Source organism: Veillonella sp. ZSJB6, assembly GCF_051549505.1.
Lineage (GTDB): Bacteria > Bacillota > Negativicutes > Veillonellales > Veillonellaceae > Veillonella.
In genome coordinates, this window is the sequence record NZ_JBPUGE010000007.1 from 68,891 (window position 1) to 88,321 (window position 19,431).

The 19,431-nt window shown below is 36.4% G+C and carries 20 protein-coding genes and 2 tRNA genes; 2 read left to right on the top strand and 20 right to left on the bottom strand.

The window, feature by feature from the left end; genetic code table 11:
• Window positions 1-218 precede the first annotated feature (218 nt).
• The 12 genes from ACSV5T_RS08410 to ACSV5T_RS08465 all read right to left on the bottom strand — a co-directional run bounded on the left by ACSV5T_RS08410 (window position 219) and on the right by ACSV5T_RS08465 (window position 12,143).
• Complete coding sequence (locus tag ACSV5T_RS08410) at window positions 219-638, bottom strand: transcriptional regulator (RefSeq protein WP_295783779.1); 420 nt, start codon at window positions 636-638, stop codon at window positions 219-221.
• Window positions 639-647: 9 nt separating this feature from the next.
• On the bottom strand, window positions 648-1,223 hold the full coding sequence (locus tag ACSV5T_RS08415; RefSeq protein ID WP_438320779.1) for a DUF1700 domain-containing protein: 576 nt from the start codon (window positions 1,221-1,223) through the stop codon (window positions 648-650).
• Window positions 1,210-1,539 carry a PadR family transcriptional regulator gene (locus ACSV5T_RS08420; RefSeq protein WP_314982404.1) on the bottom strand — a complete coding sequence of 110 codons (330 nt, stop codon included), beginning with the start codon at window positions 1,537-1,539 and terminating at the stop codon, window positions 1,210-1,212. Before ACSV5T_RS08420 ends, ACSV5T_RS08415 begins: the two co-directional genes overlap by 14 nt.
• A gap of 338 nt (window positions 1,540-1,877) precedes the next feature.
• Window positions 1,878-2,972 (bottom strand): S1C family serine protease, encoded by a 1,095-nt coding sequence (locus ACSV5T_RS08425; RefSeq protein ID WP_438320780.1) that lies wholly within the window; start codon window positions 2,970-2,972, stop codon window positions 1,878-1,880.
• Window positions 2,973-3,526: 554 nt separating this feature from the next.
• Entirely contained in the window at window positions 3,527-4,216 is a 690-nt protein-coding gene (locus ACSV5T_RS08430; protein WP_005387927.1) for a response regulator transcription factor, read from the bottom strand.
• The gene (locus tag ACSV5T_RS08435; protein WP_295793555.1) at window positions 4,213-5,553 is read right to left on the bottom strand and encodes a sensor histidine kinase; all 1,341 of its coding nucleotides are present in this window, start codon (window positions 5,551-5,553) and stop codon (window positions 4,213-4,215) included. Before ACSV5T_RS08435 ends, ACSV5T_RS08430 begins: the two co-directional genes overlap by 4 nt.
• A gap of 451 nt (window positions 5,554-6,004) precedes the next feature.
• Window positions 6,005-7,357, bottom strand: a complete 1,353-nt coding sequence (locus ACSV5T_RS08440; RefSeq protein WP_119206482.1) for a pyruvate carboxylase subunit B — start codon at window positions 7,355-7,357, stop codon at window positions 6,005-6,007.
• A 527-nt stretch (window positions 7,358-7,884) separates the two neighbouring features.
• On the bottom strand, window positions 7,885-8,211 hold the full coding sequence (locus ACSV5T_RS08445) for a hypothetical protein (protein WP_119206481.1): 327 nt from the start codon (window positions 8,209-8,211) through the stop codon (window positions 7,885-7,887).
• Window positions 8,198-9,370, bottom strand: a complete 1,173-nt coding sequence (locus tag ACSV5T_RS08450) for a glycosyltransferase family 9 protein (protein WP_298631512.1) — start codon at window positions 9,368-9,370, stop codon at window positions 8,198-8,200. Before ACSV5T_RS08450 ends, ACSV5T_RS08445 begins: the two co-directional genes overlap by 14 nt.
• Before the next feature lie 69 nt (window positions 9,371-9,439).
• Entirely contained in the window at window positions 9,440-10,381 is a 942-nt protein-coding gene (locus tag ACSV5T_RS08455) for a hypothetical protein (RefSeq protein ID WP_119206480.1), read from the bottom strand.
• 8 nt (window positions 10,382-10,389) lie between these two features.
• Window positions 10,390-11,328, bottom strand: coding sequence for a phosphodiester glycosidase family protein (locus tag ACSV5T_RS08460; protein ID WP_438320782.1), 939 nt, complete (start codon window positions 11,326-11,328; stop codon window positions 10,390-10,392).
• An 11-nt stretch (window positions 11,329-11,339) separates the two neighbouring features.
• A complete protein-coding gene (locus ACSV5T_RS08465) occupies window positions 11,340-12,143 on the bottom strand; it encodes a polysaccharide deacetylase family protein (RefSeq protein WP_438320783.1) in 804 nt (267 codons plus the stop codon).
• A 317-nt stretch (window positions 12,144-12,460) separates the two neighbouring features.
• Here ACSV5T_RS08465 and ACSV5T_RS08470 point away from each other — a divergent pair, with 317 nt between their 5' ends.
• Entirely contained in the window at window positions 12,461-13,252 is a 792-nt protein-coding gene (locus ACSV5T_RS08470; RefSeq protein ID WP_438320784.1) for a carbon-nitrogen family hydrolase, read from the top strand.
• A 74-nt stretch (window positions 13,253-13,326) separates the two neighbouring features.
• Here the strand turns inward: ACSV5T_RS08470 and ACSV5T_RS08475 are convergent, their stop codons facing one another.
• The 4 genes from ACSV5T_RS08475 to relB form a co-directional block, all read right to left on the bottom strand.
• Complete coding sequence (locus tag ACSV5T_RS08475) at window positions 13,327-14,412, bottom strand: hypothetical protein (RefSeq protein WP_438320785.1); 1,086 nt, start codon at window positions 14,410-14,412, stop codon at window positions 13,327-13,329.
• 68 nt (window positions 14,413-14,480) lie between these two features.
• Window positions 14,481-14,693 carry a hypothetical protein gene (locus ACSV5T_RS08480; RefSeq protein ID WP_005387910.1) on the bottom strand — a complete coding sequence of 71 codons (213 nt, stop codon included), beginning with the start codon at window positions 14,691-14,693 and terminating at the stop codon, window positions 14,481-14,483.
• A gap of 10 nt (window positions 14,694-14,703) precedes the next feature.
• Complete coding sequence (locus tag ACSV5T_RS08485; RefSeq protein ID WP_005387908.1) at window positions 14,704-14,970, bottom strand: type II toxin-antitoxin system RelE family toxin; 267 nt, start codon at window positions 14,968-14,970, stop codon at window positions 14,704-14,706.
• Window positions 14,960-15,181 (bottom strand): type II toxin-antitoxin system RelB family antitoxin, encoded by a 222-nt coding sequence (relB, locus tag ACSV5T_RS08490; RefSeq protein WP_005387906.1) that lies wholly within the window; start codon window positions 15,179-15,181, stop codon window positions 14,960-14,962. The genes ACSV5T_RS08485 and relB overlap by 11 nt, the downstream gene beginning before the upstream one ends.
• A gap of 472 nt (window positions 15,182-15,653) precedes the next feature.
• On the opposite strand from relB, the gene pgtP reads away from it, so the two are divergent.
• Window positions 15,654-17,027: a phosphoglycerate transporter PgtP gene (gene pgtP, locus ACSV5T_RS08495; RefSeq protein WP_438320787.1), complete on the top strand. Its 1,374-nt coding sequence runs from the start codon at window positions 15,654-15,656 to the stop codon at window positions 17,025-17,027.
• A gap of 47 nt (window positions 17,028-17,074) precedes the next feature.
• Here the strand turns inward: pgtP and ACSV5T_RS08500 are convergent, their stop codons facing one another.
• The 4 genes from ACSV5T_RS08500 to ACSV5T_RS08515 form a co-directional block, all read right to left on the bottom strand.
• A complete protein-coding gene (locus ACSV5T_RS08500; RefSeq protein WP_438320788.1) occupies window positions 17,075-17,593 on the bottom strand; it encodes a hypothetical protein in 519 nt (172 codons plus the stop codon).
• Window positions 17,594-17,723: 130 nt separating this feature from the next.
• Window positions 17,724-19,178, bottom strand: a complete 1,455-nt coding sequence (locus tag ACSV5T_RS08505; RefSeq protein WP_438320789.1) for a hypothetical protein — start codon at window positions 19,176-19,178, stop codon at window positions 17,724-17,726.
• Between the two features lie 79 nt (window positions 19,179-19,257).
• Window positions 19,258-19,343: transfer RNA gene (locus tag ACSV5T_RS08510), tRNA-Leu, on the bottom strand.
• A 12-nt stretch (window positions 19,344-19,355) separates the two neighbouring features.
• Window positions 19,356-19,431, bottom strand: a tRNA-Phe gene (locus ACSV5T_RS08515).

Here is a 19,431-nt window from a genome sequence, read left to right on the forward strand (position 1 = left end):
TTCCCAGTCTATCAAATACAATCAACGTTCATCACCAGATACAAAAAGAGCTCCTTCACGAAGGAGCTCTTTTTGTTTGTGTGTAGTTATTGTGTGTAAGAGAGAGATTCTGATACGAATGTATCACATAGAGTGTGTGGCTCTATGGTGGCCATGAATGCACTTTCACGGCCACGTTCTCTATCATTTTATGAGAGTAAGGGGCTCATAAAATATGGTTAGTTTTGTGTAGTTTGTGGTGCACCTTGTTCAGTTTGTTGTTGTGGCGCATTACCATTAGTTTGTTGAGGTGGTTGACCTTGCATAGGCATTTGACCTTGCGGAGGCATTTGGCCTTGCGGAGGCATTTGACCATTATTTGGACCCATACCATCCATCATTTGGTTTTGACAATTTTGGTACATATGTTGACCATTATTTGGCCCCAGACCATTTTGAGGCATCATTTGATTATTTCCATCCATCATATGTTGGTCCATATGCATATTAGAACCATCATGTCTATGTGGTTTTCTAAACTGTTGTTCATTGGTTTTCATCCATTCACCAAAATTTGGTAGATCATTTACTGCAAATGATGTACCTACCCCTACAGCACTGATTACAGTTAGAATAGCAGCAATTATAATTCGTCTCATAGCTCCTCCTTAATCTACATTGCTGAAATAACGTTCGCGTACACCACGAAGTTCAATACCAATAAAGATACATGTAAGGCCCCCAAAGAGACCTACACCACCAAGTGCAACTAAAGTTATTACTGACAACGCAGGAAATGCCGTTACATTCTCAAACGGTTGCCATGAGCTACCTAACAAGAATAAGATAGCTGGTGTAATAATAAAAGTAAGAACACCTACAATATAGGATAGCGCGCTGCCAATAGAAAGTAATGTTTTGGAAGCACTTCTCGCCATACCTGGCAATTGTGGTAATAAACGTTCTTTATAATCATCAAATCTTGCATAGATTGCTTGCATATTAACAGATTTACTTTCACCACCATCTTGGCCTAATGTATCTGTAATAATACCTGCATCTACATAGGACGCATAGATTTCCTCTGGAGTTCCCAAAGATTTAATAATTTCGCTATCTGTAAGTCCTCTTTCATAACCTACAGCGAAATGTTCTTCATAAACCTCGATAATACTTTCTACATCAGCAACACGAGCCTTCTTAAATATATTGCGTAGTGCTTCTAAAAAGCTATTTTTGTTCATTATAGTCTACTCCTTTCAACAGGATGTTGATTACACCAGAAAATTCATCCCATTCTTGGCGCATCTTGTTATATGCGGCACGTCCATCTTCTGTGATGTGATAATATTTCCGAGACGGTCCTGTAGAGGACTCTTTTAAATATGTTTCAACATACTTTTCTTTTTTCAATCTATTAAATAATGGATATATCGTTCCTTCAGAAATCTCAATATATTCCGAAATGGTGCTTACAATTTCATACCCATATCGATCAGTTTGTGTTAGTAATGCTAGCACTAACATATCCATAACACCTTTTTTTAATTGAACTTGCATAGTTCCTCCCTTTTAGGCTGTGCTTGCCTGCCAATGTGAAAGCTCTCTTACGGTCACTATCATGTACTGACAAATACATAATAACACAAGGTACCTCGTATTGCAAGGTACCTTGTTAAAAATATATTTCACAAAACCAATTTTTGTTATTTTATACCTAATAAAGATAGATAAACTCTAGGTTTATAGAGATAAAAATATTTTCAAAATTATACTAATTTCAAGTTATTTATATTGAAATGCATCCCAAATATCATCTCAAAAAAAAATCCTCATCCAAAGGATGAGGATTTTCTATTCAGGATAAAGAGACTTCACGCATCTTAAATAGCCTGTATTTAATTGGAAGATGCTTGTCCTAATTTAAGCTGTGTGCTTTTCATTTTGCCATTGTGAGTATAGGATACTAAAACTGTGTCGCCAGGGCTCTTAGCGTCAATTTGCTCTTTTAATTCTAATAATGTGCTAATATCCTTGCCATCAACTTGAGCAATTGTATCGCCTTCTACTAAACCTGCCTTTGCTGCAGGACCATTCGCATCAAGTTGAACAATGAGAAGGCCTTCGCCTTCATAACTTACATTGTTACGCGCTGCTGTTTGACGGTCTACAGCCCATACACCAATATAAGGACGTACAACTTTACCATTTTTAATAATAGAATCTACCACTGTCATAGCGGAGTTAATAGGAATGGCAAATCCCATACCTTCAACGCCTTCTTTAGATATCTTAGAGCTATTAATACCAATCAATTCGCCATCTGCATTGAGGAGGGCACCACCAGAGTTACCTGGATTAATAGCTGCGTCTGTTTGAATCAATGGGAAACGTTGACCTTGATCATCGATAGTACGTGCTAATGCACTAATTACACCAGATGTAACAGATCCTTTAAACTCTAAGCCTAAAGGATTGCCAATGGCGATAGCCGGTTCCCCTACTTGCAAGGAATCAGAGTCGCCAATTTTTATAGGTTGAATATCCTTTGGTGGATCGATTTTAACAACAGCTAAGTCTGTTTGAGCATCTGTACCGATAACTGTACCTGTTACGGTAGATCCATTAGATAAAGATACTGTAACCTCTCCATTTTTCGCACCAGCTACAACGTGATTATTTGTTACGATATGTCCATCATTATCAATCAATACACCAGAGCCTACACCCTCTCCAGCATAAATGGTACGGTTAAAAATATCTTTTTGGAAAACTTGTGTAGTAATACCTACTACAGCTGGACCAGATTCTTTAGCCGCTTGTACCACATACGTATTACGTGTATCTGTAATCGGTTTATTTTGTTTTGTTTGTTCTCGCACAGTTGTTTGATGTGTCACAGGACTACCAAAGAAATAGTAGCCACCGCCTACACCAATACCAAGGGCTAGCACACAGGCTATAATTGATTTCTTATATTTTGAAAAATTCATACATTTCTCCTCATATCATTTCTTAATGATTTAATGAAAATCAATTTTATAAAATTGATTTTGATGAACCTATTATAGTACGCAATACTTTACAATGCAACATAACAATTTATTACATCTATAATAAAAATCTAATTTCTATAAATAATATGTATCTAGCGATCTTTCAAGAACAATTCAATGTTAGAGAAATGACACGAACAAAAAGCTCTATATAAAGCTATCATATAAAACATAAAGGGCATTCACTAGCCGTCGCTAGCAAATGCCCTTTATGCATATAGTTTGAGAGTGTAAGGACTGTTGAGAGAGTATATGTGATCTAGATAAGTTGAGAGAGAACTTATTAAGAGAGAGAAGTTTAGTTGTTTCTTATCTAGAATCAAACGTCAGCCTTACCTAAATAAGTATACATGGAATATCTAAACTATCAAAGGAAGTATATAAACTATTTTTAAATCTTTGATTATATCTATATAATAACTCTCTATAAACTCATATTTTATCAACAGCCAACAAAAACGTGAGTGCAAAGTGAAAACATATTTCAGTTATCAAACAAATTTATAACCTACGCCCCACACTGTAATGATATGTTTACTATCGGATGGGTTATCTTCAATTTCTTCACGTAAACGATTGATATGAACCGCTACAGTTGCATAATCACCGTAAGAGTCAAGCCCCCATACACGAGAGTACAACTCTTCTTTACTAAATACGATATCACGATTACGCATTAAAAATTCTAATAATTGGAACTCTTTCTTTTTAAGGTGAACTTCTTTTTCGTTTACCCAAACTTTCATCATCTTAGGATCAAGACGAATTTCACCGGATTGAATAGCATTAGTTTCCATAGCATCACGCTCTGTTAAGCGTTTATATTGCGCTAACATAGCTTTGATTTTTGCAATCAATACAGATGGAGAAAATGGTTTTTCAATGTAATCATCAGCGCCTACACCTAGGCCACGGATTTTATCAATATCATCAAGACGAGCTGTTACCATAACAATTGGGACGCGAACCTTGTCACGAATTTGGCGACAAACTTCAAAACCGTCCATTTCTGGCAACATAACATCAAGGATGATAAGGTCTACAGGAGTATTTAAAGCAGCCTCAATACCCTCGGTACCATTAGTCATAATCGTAACATCATAACCTGCCACCATTAAATAATCACGCTCAATATTGGCGATATCCAAATCGTCTTCAATAATTAAGATATGTTCACTCATGATTCTTCTCCTTGTTTAGGAAATTCTAATATAACACGTAGACCATGTGGTCTTACATTTTCAATCACAACTCGGCCTTCAAAGATTTCCATAATTCGACGAATAATCGACAATCCAAGACCACTACCTTCCTGCGGGTTCGTACGAGACGAATCTACGCGGTAGAACGGGCGCATTAGACGCTCTAGAGATTCTGGTGGTACCCCTGGGCCATCATCACTGATAACACAGTATACATAATCATCATCACTAGTTACATCAATCACACAATGACCAATATCGGCCATTTTATACTTAGCACTGTTGTTCAACACATTTTGTAAAACACGTTGTAACAATTGTGGGTTTGCATTAATAAAAGCACTTTCAGCTGCTATACGGAATTTGATTTCAAGTCCTCTTGTTTGATAAGGAGCCAAATGATCTTCAACAAAATCACGTACATATTGACCGAGTTCAATTCGTTCAGATGGACGTGACTCTTTCTTATAATTCAATGTTGTAATAAGGAACAATTCCTCTAACATAGAATCTAAATCATTAGCCCGTTTCAAAATGATTCCCATATAGCGTTTTTGTTGCTCTTCTGTTGGTGCAATACCATCGCGAACACCTTCTGCATAGGCTTTAATAGCTGTTAACGGCGTTCGGATATCATGGGATATCCCTGCTAACAACTCTTTTTGTTGTTCCTGTTCCATTTCAATCTGACGATTGGCCATTTCTAACGATTTTGTCATATTCTTAACATGAATCATGATGAATCGTGTAACAAATCGGTTAATAGCAAAGAAGGTAACAATAAAGAGTAATATAGCCACTACAATAATATAGAAGGAAACTGATTCCATTAAGCTATCACTACCATGAGTAGCTCGCTTTATAGCAATATGATATACGTAAGCATGACGCCCATCGTATTTCCTCATTTCATATACGAAAGTATTATTGGACTGATATACGATACCTTGTAGTTCAGGGTTTACATCAATAAGGCCAACAATAGCAGAGGCACTATAGATTTGAGGATTACCATAGGTGTACACCATATTACCTTGATCTAGTACTTCTACATATACTTCCTTCGGATCGAGTAAGCTATAGCTAGGCTTTACTAAGCTATCTATTAAGTTGTTTTCTAAACCATAAAAGGTAATTGTTTCAGTGATTCGACTGACACTTTTAAACTGTTGTTCCTGCTCAATACGCAAATAGTAACCGGCATTAGCCAATATGCGCAGACCTGTAAAGTATAGCAAAAATAAGATAATTGCTATCAAAATAGGCACTACAAAGAGCACAACATTGGATATCCAAATCCGTATTTGTAAATTCACAGGGTTACCTCAATATCATAAATATTAGATACTTCTTATAGTTTACGCTATTTTTAATACTTAAAGCAAGTGAAAAGCTCAAAAAAGTGATTTAACTTTCATATTTTCTTCATTGTTAGTTTATAATTGGCAGTTATTACATATGGTCAGTATGCCTTTTATTATCTACCATTCTTAAGTTTTTAATATAAGTTACACGCATCCGGGTAACTTATACCAACATATTATAAGTAATTTTTAGGACATCAAAGATAAGCATCTATATCGTCTTATTCAATATTCTCTATATTTTTTATAAAATCTCTAAATATAAAAATGCTATATCTGTAAAAATAAATTCTGTTACCTTATATTATTAGTATCAAAATATTTCTCTACTCATATATAATTCAATTGCCTTATTATACATAAAAAAAGAGGATTCCATAGGAATCCTCTTTTAATATTTGGATTAACGACGATTTGCATCGAAGAAGTTAATAGCAACTTCTGGGAACATAGCGTAAGTCAATACGTCTTCGTCAGTGATACCATTGTAGCCTTTGGAAGCTAAATCTTGACGGTAACCTTCCAATTCAGGTTCGATAAGATCTGCTGGACGGCAAGTGATAGGTTCTTCATCACCGATAATAGTGTGACGGATTTCGTCAGAAATTTTACCAGGCAACGCACCGTATTTACCGCGTACAAGGTCTTTAACTTCGTTAGGAACCATTTTATAACGGTCGCCCATCATAACGTTCATCATAGCCATTGTACCAACGATTTGGGATGTTGGAGTTACCAATGGAGGGTAACCCAAGTCTTCACGTACGCGTGGCATTTCATCCATAACGTCGAAGAAGCGATCGCCCATACCCATTTCGTTCAATTGGTTTTGAGTATTGGACAACATACCGCCAGGAATTTGGTAACGACGAACTGCTGGGATTACATCACTAGCTGGTTTCAAGTTGAATTCTTCAGCGATTTGTTGTTTTACTTTACGGAAGTGGTCAACTAATGGAATGTATTTATCAAGGTCAAGACCAAGATCCCATTCAGTGCCTTTGAACATTTCGATCATAGTTTCAGTAGCTGGTTGGCTAGTTGCATGAGCGAATGGAGAGATAGCAGTATCGATGATATCTACGCCAGCTTTAGCAGCTTCCCAGTATGTAGTGCTTGCAAGACCGCAAGTGAAATGGCTGTGCAAGTCGATTGGCAATTCACCAAAACGTTTTTTGAATGTGGAAACCAAATCATATGCATCAGCAGGTCCTAACAAACCGGACATATCTTTGATACATAAGGAATCTGTACCCATTTCTACCAATGTTTCAGCTACTTTCAAGAAGCTTTCAGTTGTATGAACTGGGGAGATTGTGTATACCATAGCGGATTGAACGTGTGCGCCTGCTTTTTTGGAGTACTTAATAGCAGCTTCCATGTTGCGAGGGTCATTCAATGCGTCGAAGATACGGATACGATCAATACCATTTTTTACAGCTGCATTACAGAATGCTTCTACTACATCATCAGAGTAGTGTTTGTAGCCCAACAAGTTTTGGCCACGAAGTAACATTTGTAGTGGAGTGTTTTTCAAATTGGATTTCAATTTACGAAGGCGTTCCCATGGATCTTCATTCAAGAAACGAAGACAGCTGTCATAAGTAGCGCCGCCCCAACATTCAAGAGCTTCATAACCAATTTCATCTAAAAGGCCAAGCACTGGTTCCATTTGTTCGTAACGCATGCGTGTTGCCAAAATAGATTGATGACCGTCGCGAAGAACGGTTTCGCAGATTCTTAATTTTTTAGCCATGTTAATCCTCCAAATCGAAATAGTTTATGCATGTAATTTTATACATCCACTACATAACTATCTCATACCTATTTTTTTACGATTTTTATAGCACTTGCTCACACGAGCAAATACTCAAGCAATCGTTAAGACATACTTATATTAGACTACTTATAGAATTCTTTGTCAACAACCACATTATGCTATTTACTCATGATTTCATGTATTCAATTATGATTTTTTCGTGATAGAAATCACAATAAAGCGCTAAGAAGCTAGGATTTAACATGTATTTTTAATCAATTTAATTTCTTTGTAATTTCTCTTTTTAATGAGAAACCAAAATTTATATCGCAATAATTTTTAGTTATTATTGACCAGCTTTCAAAGTATATCGGTATTTATAAATCTAGTACTTCGATAATCATCGGTATATTTATGAGCTCATCACTTTTATTGATAATACACCTGCATTATTGTAATTTATAAATATACAAAAGAACCTACCTTTTATAGGTAGGTTCTTATAGTAAGCAATTATTATTATATTATTTTTCAGGTTTTACCTTTTTTGGTGCCGTTTCAAGAACGATATTTTTACCATCCCGTTTAACTTGGATAGAGAATGCACCCTCACCTTCTTTGAAGTATTCCATCTTAATATCGAGCAACATTTTACCAATTAAAGTCTCTACCTTCTCTGTAAGGAATTCACGATAGAATGCATCTTCCTTTTGTTTTGGACTTTGATGTACTACAGGTTTCTTAGCAGAACGTTCTCTATCAAGCATTGTTTCTTCAAAATTTTCAGTATCTTTAAAGTTTTTCATCATATCCGCATCGGATAAGCCTTTTTGAATTTTAAACTTTGCCATGTTTATCTCCTATTAATTCGAAAATTGCCTTTTTCACGCGTACCGATTCAATACCAGACATACAATATTGATCAGGCTTAGGGCAACGTCGTTTACGACATCCTAAGCAATCTAACTCATCATTAACAAGAACCTTAAAGTTCCCCGTCAACGGTCCCCACAGCTTAGGATCTGTAGGTCCAAAAAGTGCGACAACAGGTTTATTTAAAGCTAGTGCAATATGCAATGCACCCGTATCAGCAGTCACTACTACATCGCAACTTTTAATTAAAGCCCCTACCTCTTGAAGTGTGGTTTTCCCCAACATATTCAGCATAATTTTATCAAGGCCATCAGCCGTTATGGAGTCCATCAACGGTTTGTATTGGATTGCCTCTTTTGGACCGCCTAAGCACACAAAATTGGCTCTATACTGGAGAGATTTAATGAGAGAATACCATTTCTCTTGAGGCCACTCTTTCGTCGCCCAAGATGTGCCTAGGACAAGACCTATGCGCAGTGGCTTATCTACCTCTCCGCGATTTAAGGATGTATCATAATTAATTGATTCCCACTGTTTTTCTGCCCAAGCACGCAAATTAGAGGGCACAAAAAAATCCATGTGGTATAGCCGTTTACCACTAGAACCGTTGACTATGCAAGGTTTTTCATCATCAGTGATAACAGCAGGAGATGTAGTTAATCCACTATGCTCTGCAACGGCTGTATTCAGTAATTTAGCAACCTCTATATAGCGCTTAATGACATGATCTGTACTCGGCTTTGCCTTGTAGTTAGTAAACATCCAATTCAGCTCTTTTGTACCACCAAGTCCAAGGCGAATGGGTGCACCTGATGCCAATAAAACGAGCCCTGTGATGAGTCGCCCTTGTACATCGACAGCCACATCAAATTCGTATGGTTTTAACTTATCTCTAAGTTCCCACCACATGCGCCACATCGTTGGAATATGTAGTTTTTTAGAATGTGCTTCGTATTCATCCCGCTCCCAAGGAATGATTTCATCTACATAGGGATTTCCCTGTAAAAGTTCTACCATACTAGGGGTTACAATCCAATGTAGCTTTGCCTCTGGGTAATGCTCTTTGATCCAGCGCGCAGCAGGTGTGGCATGTAGTATATCCCCTATGTAGCTGAGTCGTACAAATAATATATTCATATATATCCTTATAGTACAAACGAGTATAGGAATAAAGCCTTTATAATGAATCATTATAAAGGCCTTTTCTTAAGATTTCTTTTTACTATCACTAGATGATTTAGATGAAGTATCATCCTCTGTCACCTTTGTAGTTTCGTCGCTACCATTCTTGATAATGTCTTTTACATCGGACAATGTCAATTCATTGAATGTAGTAGGATGATTATATTTATAAACTGGTTTGAAGCCTACACCCAATTTACCTGTATAAACAGTTAGGGCATTATTATCTTCATCCACGCGAGCAATATAGATAGTTTTATCCATATCAACGCCAATTAGACGGAAACGTCCTGGTGGATTAATTACACGCCAACCACCTTCAATGCCGTTAAACATGAAGATATCACCAGTTTTAACGTTATCATAGAAGAATCTATCTTCATCATAGAATACGCCAATATGGCCAATATCCGTAGCCTGCATATAAACGCGACGCGTATCATAGTTCGCATCAGTACGATAAATACGATATGCGTTTTCTTGAACTTTTACCTTCATGTACACAACATTCGTCGCTTCAGAATACGCAGCATCTACGATTTTACTATTACGAGGCAAGTCTTCAAGTTTTGTATCTACTTCATGTTCAGGATCATCCGCATTGAGACGAGCCATAACAACCTCTCTAGAGTCATATAGACCCATGATGGCATAATTACGGTCAGGCATCCAACTAAAGTAACTAATAGAGCGACCCTTCAAATCAATCGTTGTAGGCTTGCTTTCATTAGCCTTATAAATTTTCAAAGAGCTTTCAGTAACAACTGCCATGAACTGACGGTCATAAGATACATACTTAGTACCTTCCTTAATATCAGGGAAGTTTTTAGTATCATCCTTAGAAGCGCCGGCTACATTAAAATCTGTAGTCGGTGCAAACATATATTGATCAAGGTATAGGTATACCCCACCTTGCAGAAGAATACCTACCGCAAAGGCGCTCAGTACACGCGTAAAAGGTTTCATGTGTCCTCCTATTTCACGATAAACGCCGTTGGGATCATGCGTTCCCCTAATAAATCGGCTGGTTTGTTTATTACTTTACCATTGAGGTATAGTGTAGAACTAGAACCGCCATCTAAATTCGCTGCAATGTAGCAACCTTTTTCATAGAGAATATCTTGTACGTCACGTAATGTAGCGCCAAGAGAATAACCTGGTTGACGACCATCGATTACGAGGAATAGTACTGTACCATCTTTCTTTTGACCGATAGCAGTACGTGGACCTACGCCCCAACCGCCATCGCCTTCGGTAATCATCTTCTTACCATCTACGATAAGAGGTGGCCCAAAAGTAATACCTTCCATGGCTTTCATATCACTAAGTTGTGTTTTATCGTAGTTACCTGCAATAAGGTTACCAGATTTAGAGAAACCTACGAAGTCTACTGCTTCTTCAGGTCCTACATCTTTACCGATAACATATTCACCATCATGCAAAATAAAGCCATAAGGCAAACGGCCTGTGCCAGTACCATTTGGATCGTGGAAACCGCCACCATTGATAGCAGCTACCGCATTATTCATCTTCGCAATATTACTTGTAGTATCGCCTTTTTCTTGAATATTAGCAGCTGTACCGACTTCAATACGACGAGGGTCTGGAATTTCAAGAATATAGCCTACATAACGAGCAGACTGAATTTTTTCAAGGTTTAAGCTCTTATCTTCACGAGCATTAAACTTGAATAGGTCTTGGCTTTTAACAACGCCAACCGTCCCCAAAATAGATTGCAATTCATCTTCACTGAATAGCCATGTAATGTAATGAGGGTGGCGAGATTGTAATATGGCACCAATAACAGCGCGCTTTACATTATTAAACGGTCCAAAGAGCACCACGAATGGTGAGGTTACAACGGTAAATAGGAACACCATGATGATGAACTTTACCCAATTCTTTTTGAACAATGTATTTCTCCTTATAAATCAGTGAAATGTTCAGTGCTAATGCGTTCTTCAAAATGTTTGATATCAACAGCATTACCAACCCAAACACGCAAAATGTTATATGGATTATCACCTGTATGAGCCCAGCCAGATTTCATGGCCATACTCATTTTAATGCCCGCTTTTTTAGTGGCATCATCGGTGAATTCATTTTTATCTCCATAAGGATAGCAGAACCAAGGATTATCCTTGATGCCCACCTCTTTTGCAAGGGCTTCTTGAGCCTTTGTAATATTTTCTATTTGTTTAGCTTCAGACAATTGGCCCATTTCGATATGTTGGAATCCATGATTGGAAATGGTAATACCATTTTTATGCATTTCACGAATTTGATCCCAAGTTAACCGTGTACCTACATCGCCAGGATTGATAAACACAGTGGCTGCAAAACCATATTCTTTCATAATTGGATATACGATAGAATACGTATCCGCATAACCGTCATCAAAGGTTAATACAACAGGTTTTTCAGGCACTGCTGCACCATTTACGACATAATCATATAGTTGATCCATTGTTAATGGATTATAACCATTATCTTTGAGGAACTTCATTTGTTCTCTGAATAGATCCTCACGAATAACTGCATCGTTATCCTTATCATCGCCAATTTTATGATACATAAGAACAGGGATGCCCGTTGGATGTACCATTTTGACTTCTTTTACAGGCGCCGTTGGACTAGCCGGTTCCGTTTTTTGTGAAAGCAATCCACATCCGGCCAAAACCATTGCCAATGCGACAACTAATAGTGTTACCAATGGAATCCGTTTCATAGGTCCTCCTCTATTAGAACACAATTATATACAGAATATTATAACATTTCTATGAAGATTAGTAAAAAACTAACGCTTTACTAGTATCTCATCAATCGATTTTCTAGGTCTAGGATTCATAGGCTCATCTGGAATACCTATGGTAATGATTGCCTGTACATCTAGTGTTATCTAATTCCATTTTATCCATTCCTACAAAAGAATAGCATTTAAACTATTACCATTGTTATATTGTAATACGCTCAATAATGCTTTAATATTTTAATTATATACTATATAGCGTAAACTATACTATTTTAATACACAGAGGATTTACCATGAAAAAACGTCTTACTCTCATACAAATGGATGTCCACGTAAATGACATAGAATATAACTACAATCGAGTTCAAGAATTATTGTCTCAATCCCTATCTGAAAGTCCAGATATTATCGTATTACCGGAAACCTGGAACACTGGTTTTTATCCATCTACAGATTTAATCAATATCGCCGATACAAATGGGGACCGCACAAAAGCCTTATTACGTGCATTTTCTAAGGAACATAATGTAAATATTGTAGGCGGATCTGTAGCAGTTGCCAAAGAGAATCTCGTATTTAATACATCCTATGTTTACAACCGAAGCGGCGAACTTGTAGGAGAATATTCCAAGATGCACGGCTTTAGCCCTGCTAAGGAAGACAAATACTTTGCTAGCGGTACTCATACTACGCATTTTGAGCTAGATGGAATTCCTTGTAGCACGGTCATCTGTTACGACATCCGTTTCCCTGAACTAGTAAGAATGGCTGCATTACCAGGCACGGAATTATTATTTGTGCCTGCGCAATGGCCTACTATGCGTTTACGACACTGGCAGGTACTCAATGAAGTGCGTGCTATTGAAAACCAATTATTCGTCTGTGCCGTAAACGGCTGCGGCACAGTGGGCCGCGTTCAAAGTACAGGTCACTCTGCTGTATATGATCCATGGGGCACCAACCTACTCGAAATGGGCACTAACGAAGGCATTGTTTCCGTAGACATCGACCTCGCTGTAGTCGAAGATATCCGTAACAAAATTAATATCTTTAAAGATCGCAAACCTGAACTCTATAACCTATAACAAAAAAGGCACATTGTTTTGAACTATCTCCTTAAATTAAGAAGGTCATTCGATTAACAATGTGCCTTTTATTTTTATTGAACTGTATGTAAGAAATAGATTACTCTAGTTTGTTCTGGATTAACTGCCATACCTGCAACAGTAAACGTGTTATATGAATAATCAAATTTAAAGATATAGAATGTATAATCTGCGTTAAATGGTCGCTTAACTTCCTTAAACGAATAGTAGCCTAAATATTTTTTCTGTAAAGCCTTATTTTCATCATTAGACAACACTTTATCAGAACTTAATTGACTAGAATCTTGCTCTAAGTCCAACCCCATTTTATTGTTCATTTGGTTAGAGAGCTCATAATCAACCTTTCGCTTAATATTCTCATTACTTAAGGCCACTTTATATGGATACATATTATTGAATGTATTCGTTACTTCAATCCATTCTTCTGGCAATATAGTAGACATGTATTTTCTATACTTCGTCTTAACATCCTCGTACGGTTTAATCGAAACACGTTCAGTCTCACCCTTAGTAATAATAACCTTAGCATGATTTTCTGCATCTTGAATATAAGGCTTTAACTCTGATGGTTTACCGGTGAAAGAAACTTGGATATAACGACCATCTTCAATCGCCTTAGGTGGCTTTAAATGAATATCAACTTGCTTAGCAAAAGAAGGTATTTTCTTTGGAAAACCAGACAAATCATTCACTTTATTTATATCTATATGATTGTAATATTCCTTGTCATTAACAGGATATTTAATGCTTTCCCTAAAATTAATAGCATCTACAATTTGTTTTTCAATTTCTTCTCGTGTATAGGGATTTTTAATAAAGTCTCGTTGTGGCGTACTTCTTATTCTTCTATTATGTTCCTCTATATGAGCGTGCATACGCGATTCCTCATCTCGCTGCTGTAATATTTGTTCGTTATATGTTTTTTTAGCAAGAGACATAACAGCATAAGATAATTCTGTTTCACCCGTTACTTTACTTTCCATATAAGGCATAACCTCTAAAGATTGGATTCTATTAACTTGAGTAGCGTTTGTGCCCAAAGGTGTTCCTACAGATAGAGTGGATAACTGCTCAGCATTTGTTATTCCTATGTTCGCAACCAATGCGGTCACAACAAGTATAAATCCTTTTAACTTCATTCATATCTCCATTAAATAAACTATATAAAAAAGAGTTGCTGCACATATTATATAGCTACTTAGGTAATTTAAAACTCAATAAGTCGCCACATATCCTCCGGAACTTGTTCTAAAGGTTTATTCTTAGCCATAGCATCTTTTAGAATATCAATCGTATCTTGTACCTCTTGTTTATCCTTTGTATTTGGATCGTGTAGAACGACACGGTTTAAAGAGTCTTGTCCAAATTGTTTTAAGTATTCTTTTTCTACTTGATTCAGTTCACGACGTAAGTATTTCATAGTATATCCTCTATTTGTAAATATCTTTTCGATGTCCAACTTCTAACGCTAAAATAATACATCTATCATCATTAATATCGGCAATGACTCTATAATTACCAATGCGATAACGCCACAGCCCCGTCTTATTACCAGTCAATGATTTTCCTGAATATCTAGGATTTTCTACATTATCTACGTTCTTGATAAGCCAATTAAAGAGATAACGTTGCGTTGATTTATCGAGTTTAGAAAATTGCTTGTCAAACCGTTTAGAAAACTCAAGTTTATAAGCCATATTTTGCACGCATTTCCGCCACAGAATAGGTAACAGGATCTTGCTTATATTCTGCTAATGCTTTTTGACCTACCTTAAGATCAAATTCATCTTCAATCTTTTCTAGTAAAGCCTTCTTGAAGAGAGTAGAAAGTGTTTCATCCATAAACTCAGCATATGTTTTAAATAACTCTTCTTCTTGTTCATTTAAACGGACTGAAATATTTGCCATATAAAGCACCTCCCTATGTAATACATTGTATTACATAGGGAGGTTTTAGTCTATTCCTTAAACTTGCAAATAGTACTATTTTAATAAAATTTTATATATTTGGAATTAGGTATACAAAAAAGGCACACCACCCTTCTCTCGTCTCTCAGCGGCATGCCTTTTATGTATATAGTTACTCTCGAACTATATCGTATGTCAGTCTGGCTAACTCTCTCTAAGTCCCTTTAACGACACGCCAGTATGTCACCTTTAATATACAATTATAAAATAACTTTGTCAATATTTTAGAAAAATTTTATCTTTTCTTTTTACTAATAAATACTTGCAAAAGATTTATATAAATTGTATTATTAATAAATTTCATGACATAAACGCTTATTTTCGTACCATAAATCATTTACATAAATCATCTAGAAGTGGTAGTATTAGCAGTGCACTAGAATTTGGTTATTAAGAAAGAAAGGTAATAATAATGTTTTCATTTCTACAACCAAAAGAGGCAAAATCATCTGTACCACAGAATATGATTATGAATCTATACTATAAATACAGATTCCAATCTTTAATTGGTATTTTCATTGGTTACGCAGCATACTATATTGTTCGTAACAACTTTGCCTTATCAACTCATTTTTTATCAGATATCTTACACATGAGCAAAACCGAAATCGGTTTGTTATCTAGTGGTATGCTTATCGCCTATGGTCTAAGTAAAGGCTTTATGAGTAGTCTTGCTGACAAAGCAAGCCCTGCAAAATTCATGGCTTTCGGTCTTATTTGTTGTGCAATTATCAACATTTTTATGAGCTTTGCCGACAGCCTCGCCTTCTTCTTAGTATTAGTAGTTCTTAATGGTTTCTTCCAAGGCTTTGGTGTAGGTCCATCCTTCATCACACTTGCCAAATGGTATCCAAAACAGGAACGTGGTCGCTTTGGGGCAATTTGGAATATCTCCCATAATCTTGGTGGTGGTATCGTAGCACCAATCGTAGCCGCTGCGCTATACTTCACTACTACCGATCACTGGCAATTAGGCAGCTATGGTATTCCTGCAATTATTGCAATTATAGTAGCTGTTATTATTTGCTTCTTGATTAAAGAAAGTCCTGAACGCGAAGGCTTGCCGCCAACTAGTGAAATCATTGCCGATACATCTCATAAAGCACATAGAAGTGCAGAAGCACCTCACCTAAGCACAAGACAAATCTTTGTACAATATGTATTAAAAAATAAAAATGCTTGGTATGTGTCTCTAGTTGATACATTCGTTTATATGATTCGTTTCGGTATGCTTACATGGTTACCTATTTACTTATTACAAGTAAAAGGCTTCTCTAAAGCTGAAATGTCCATCGCCTTCTTATTCTTTGAATGGGCAGCCATTCCTTCTACACTTTTTGCAGGTTACATTTCCGATAAATTCTTCAAAGGTTATCGTATGCCACCAGCAATCATTGCAGTAAGTATTATCTTCTTCTGTATCTTTGGCTATTGGCAAAGTGAATCCCTCTTATGGGTTACATTCTTTGCTGCTATTGTAGGTTGCTTAATCTACATTCCTCAATTCTTAGCATCTGTACAAACTATGGATATTGTACCTCCATTCGCTGTAGGCTCTGCTGTTGGTCTTCGTGGCTTTATGAGTTACATCGTAGGTGCCAACCTTGGTACAACACTATTTGGTGTTTTAGCAGATAAATTCGGTTGGAATGCAGGTTTCTATCTCCTAATGGTAGCATGTATTCTTTGCATTACATTCTGTGTACTTGCCCACTTTGGTGCAAAAGAATTAGATGCTAAAGAAGCAGAACTTGAACAACTCCAAACAGCTGAAGCTAACAGCTAACAACTAAATTCTAGAGCAAACAAAAAGGTAGTAACAAGAAATTGTTACTACCTTTTATTATTTAATAAGTTCGCTAAGAACCAAATTATGGGCCCTATGAATCTCATTTTCTTAATGGTATCCATTTTATCTAGAATGGGCTTAGGTATCTCTGCATCGCTTTCAAGAGACACATATTCCTTATCAACATAAACGCCTTTTGAATACTCAGTCGTATGGACCCCTTTTTCAACAATAAATGTATGAGTGCCATTAGCATCTTCATACTCTTCATAACGAGCTACATCCGCAAAATCTATATCTATATCCCCTCTTGTACCTATAACCATCTGATAGCCACGATGTACTACGTTCATGTCAGATGGCATCGCTTTACTGCACAACTTTGTAAACTGATATGCGCCATGTTTTTTATTCCAACAGATCCAAAATTCTGCGTTATTTTTATGCTTAACCAGCTTATACTTATACCTAATCGCCCCATGAGTATCAATGTAGCGAATTTTACCTAGAATTGTATATAAATCACTTCGGATTCGCAATGTATCGCCATAGTTAAATTTCATAAAACACTCTCATACTAAAATCAATATATTATTAATTACTATGATTGTACATATAATATGAAATTCTGCCTAGATGGATATAGCAAAAAAGATAGCAACATATATGTTGCTACCTTTTATTGTTTTATAATCAACCTTGTTGGCAGAAATATATTATGTAGTTTTTATCAGGACTAACTGCAGCACCTAGAGAATATGGATGATTCCGACTTCCGCCAAAATCAAATACATACAATACATAATTGTCTGGTATTTCTATGGAATCTTCATTATATGACAATCTATGCAAATATTGTTTTTGAAGCTTTTGATTTTCCTTTTCAGTATAAATTGGATACACTTTATCTTTAGAATGCTTATTTTCATAATCCGGTTTAGGCTTTAATGCGTCTCGCGCATCTTCTATGCGTTTACGAGTTTCAAAATATCTCTTATACTTTGCACTATTGTCTTCATCTGCAATCTGTACCTTATTGAATTCTGCCAATACTTGATTTTCCAACTCATATATTTCATCTACAGATTTATCAATTGGATGGTCTTGTCGCTCTTGTATAAATTTACCCATCGGCACAGTTGTATTTTTTACAGTCAATATCGACCTTGGAATTAATGCATATAGAGAATCTGCATAAGCCATATTCGAATCGATATATCGTTTAACATACACATTGGATATATCAGCTTTTAAAACAACTACTTTAGAATTTGAAAGCGCTTCATCAACATATGGCTTTAATTGTTCCGATGTGCCTCCAAATCCAAATTGTACATAAGCCCTACCTTGTAAAAAGCCTGGATTACTATGCATATGAATGTTTTTGGCAAAACTTGGCATATTTTTTGGAAAGCCTGGAATCGTAGGCATCCTTTTATAATCTTTTGGATTATTGATAGGATACTGAATCAATTCTATCGGTTTAAAAAATTCTTCCAAAGATTCTTTAATTTCAGCTTTAGATCTAGCCGTAAATAGATCATGCCCTTTTCCCTTATTTTTATCTAAATATTCTCGAATTTCCCTTTCATTTGCTGCATCCCGATCAGCACGAGTTCGATAATCTTTAGTATTAACAGGATTAGTTAGCTTAATTTCCCCTTTACCATTCTTTTTCATATATGGGCTCACAATGCGTAAGGGTTTTTCTCGACCACCAATAAAATAGCCTTCATTACGTGTTGATTCAGTATTATAGTGTTTAATTTCTTTTAGTGCTGTTTCATCCTTATCATTATAAAGTGGATCAAACGTTTTATATTCACTTCCAAAATCAGGTTTTTCTGATATTTTTAATCGTTGAGAAGCGTACTCCTTCTCCATCCGCTCTAATATAATTTCATCGCCCATTGAAAGTGCCTTCGTATCTATCGATTTATCTTTTATAACAGCTTTAAAAGCCCCAGGAATAATCTCAACAAACTCTAATTTCACAGGAGCTTTAGTTTGTACAGGCTGATTTGACTTTGCATTATTTTTCAGTTCAGCACTGGTATTGGGGTTTATCTCATCCACTGTTGCCGTTAAACTAAACTGACTAGATAATGCTAGTGAAAGCATCATCAGCACAAAATATTTCTTATTCATTTCTCTCTCCTATATACATCTACAACTTTTAATGTTATAGCAAAAAGGACCTACAGTAATCTGTAGGTCCTTATATATTTGGTGCGGTTGGAGGGACTTGAACCCTCACGAGCGTACGCTCACCACCCCCTCAAGATGGCGTGTCTGCCATTCCACCACAACCGCATGGAATACAAATGGTGCCTCAGGACAGAATCGAACTGTCGACACACGGATTTTCAGTCCGTTGCTCTACCAACTGAGCTACCGAGGC

What these genes read in the sequence shown, in the direction of transcription:
- ACSV5T_RS08500 (WP_438320788.1), bottom strand. Translation starts at nt 17,593, where the DNA reads ATGAAATTTAACTATGGCGATACATTGCGAATCCGAAGTGATTTATAT.
- pgtP (WP_438320787.1), top strand. Translation starts at nt 15,654, where the DNA reads ATGTTTTCATTTCTACAACCAAAAGAGGCAAAATCATCTGTACCACAG.
- ACSV5T_RS08445 (WP_119206481.1), bottom strand. Translation starts at nt 8,211, where the DNA reads ATGGCAAAGTTTAAAATTCAAAAAGGCTTATCCGATGCGGATATGATG.
- ACSV5T_RS08450 (WP_298631512.1), bottom strand. Translation starts at nt 9,370, where the DNA reads ATGAATATATTATTTGTACGACTCAGCTACATAGGGGATATACTACAT.
- ACSV5T_RS08440 (WP_119206482.1), bottom strand. Translation starts at nt 7,357, where the DNA reads ATGGCTAAAAAATTAAGAATCTGCGAAACCGTTCTTCGCGACGGTCAT.
- ACSV5T_RS08505 (WP_438320789.1), bottom strand. Translation starts at nt 19,178, where the DNA reads ATGAATAAGAAATATTTTGTGCTGATGATGCTTTCACTAGCATTATCT.
- relB (WP_005387906.1), bottom strand. Translation starts at nt 15,181, where the DNA reads ATGGCAAATATTTCAGTCCGTTTAAATGAACAAGAAGAAGAGTTATTT.
- ACSV5T_RS08425 (WP_438320780.1), bottom strand. Translation starts at nt 2,972, where the DNA reads ATGAATTTTTCAAAATATAAGAAATCAATTATAGCCTGTGTGCTAGCC.
- ACSV5T_RS08420 (WP_314982404.1), bottom strand. Translation starts at nt 1,539, where the DNA reads ATGCAAGTTCAATTAAAAAAAGGTGTTATGGATATGTTAGTGCTAGCA.
- ACSV5T_RS08410 (WP_295783779.1), bottom strand. Translation starts at nt 638, where the DNA reads ATGAGACGAATTATAATTGCTGCTATTCTAACTGTAATCAGTGCTGTA.
- ACSV5T_RS08470 (WP_438320784.1), top strand. Translation starts at nt 12,461, where the DNA reads ATGAAAAAACGTCTTACTCTCATACAAATGGATGTCCACGTAAATGAC.
- ACSV5T_RS08485 (WP_005387908.1), bottom strand. Translation starts at nt 14,970, where the DNA reads ATGGCTTATAAACTTGAGTTTTCTAAACGGTTTGACAAGCAATTTTCT.
- ACSV5T_RS08475 (WP_438320785.1), bottom strand. Translation starts at nt 14,412, where the DNA reads ATGAAGTTAAAAGGATTTATACTTGTTGTGACCGCATTGGTTGCGAAC.
- ACSV5T_RS08480 (WP_005387910.1), bottom strand. Translation starts at nt 14,693, where the DNA reads ATGAAATACTTACGTCGTGAACTGAATCAAGTAGAAAAAGAATACTTA.
- ACSV5T_RS08430 (WP_005387927.1), bottom strand. Translation starts at nt 4,216, where the DNA reads ATGAGTGAACATATCTTAATTATTGAAGACGATTTGGATATCGCCAAT.
- ACSV5T_RS08415 (WP_438320779.1), bottom strand. Translation starts at nt 1,223, where the DNA reads ATGAACAAAAATAGCTTTTTAGAAGCACTACGCAATATATTTAAGAAG.
- ACSV5T_RS08465 (WP_438320783.1), bottom strand. Translation starts at nt 12,143, where the DNA reads ATGAAACGGATTCCATTGGTAACACTATTAGTTGTCGCATTGGCAATG.
- ACSV5T_RS08455 (WP_119206480.1), bottom strand. Translation starts at nt 10,381, where the DNA reads ATGAAACCTTTTACGCGTGTACTGAGCGCCTTTGCGGTAGGTATTCTT.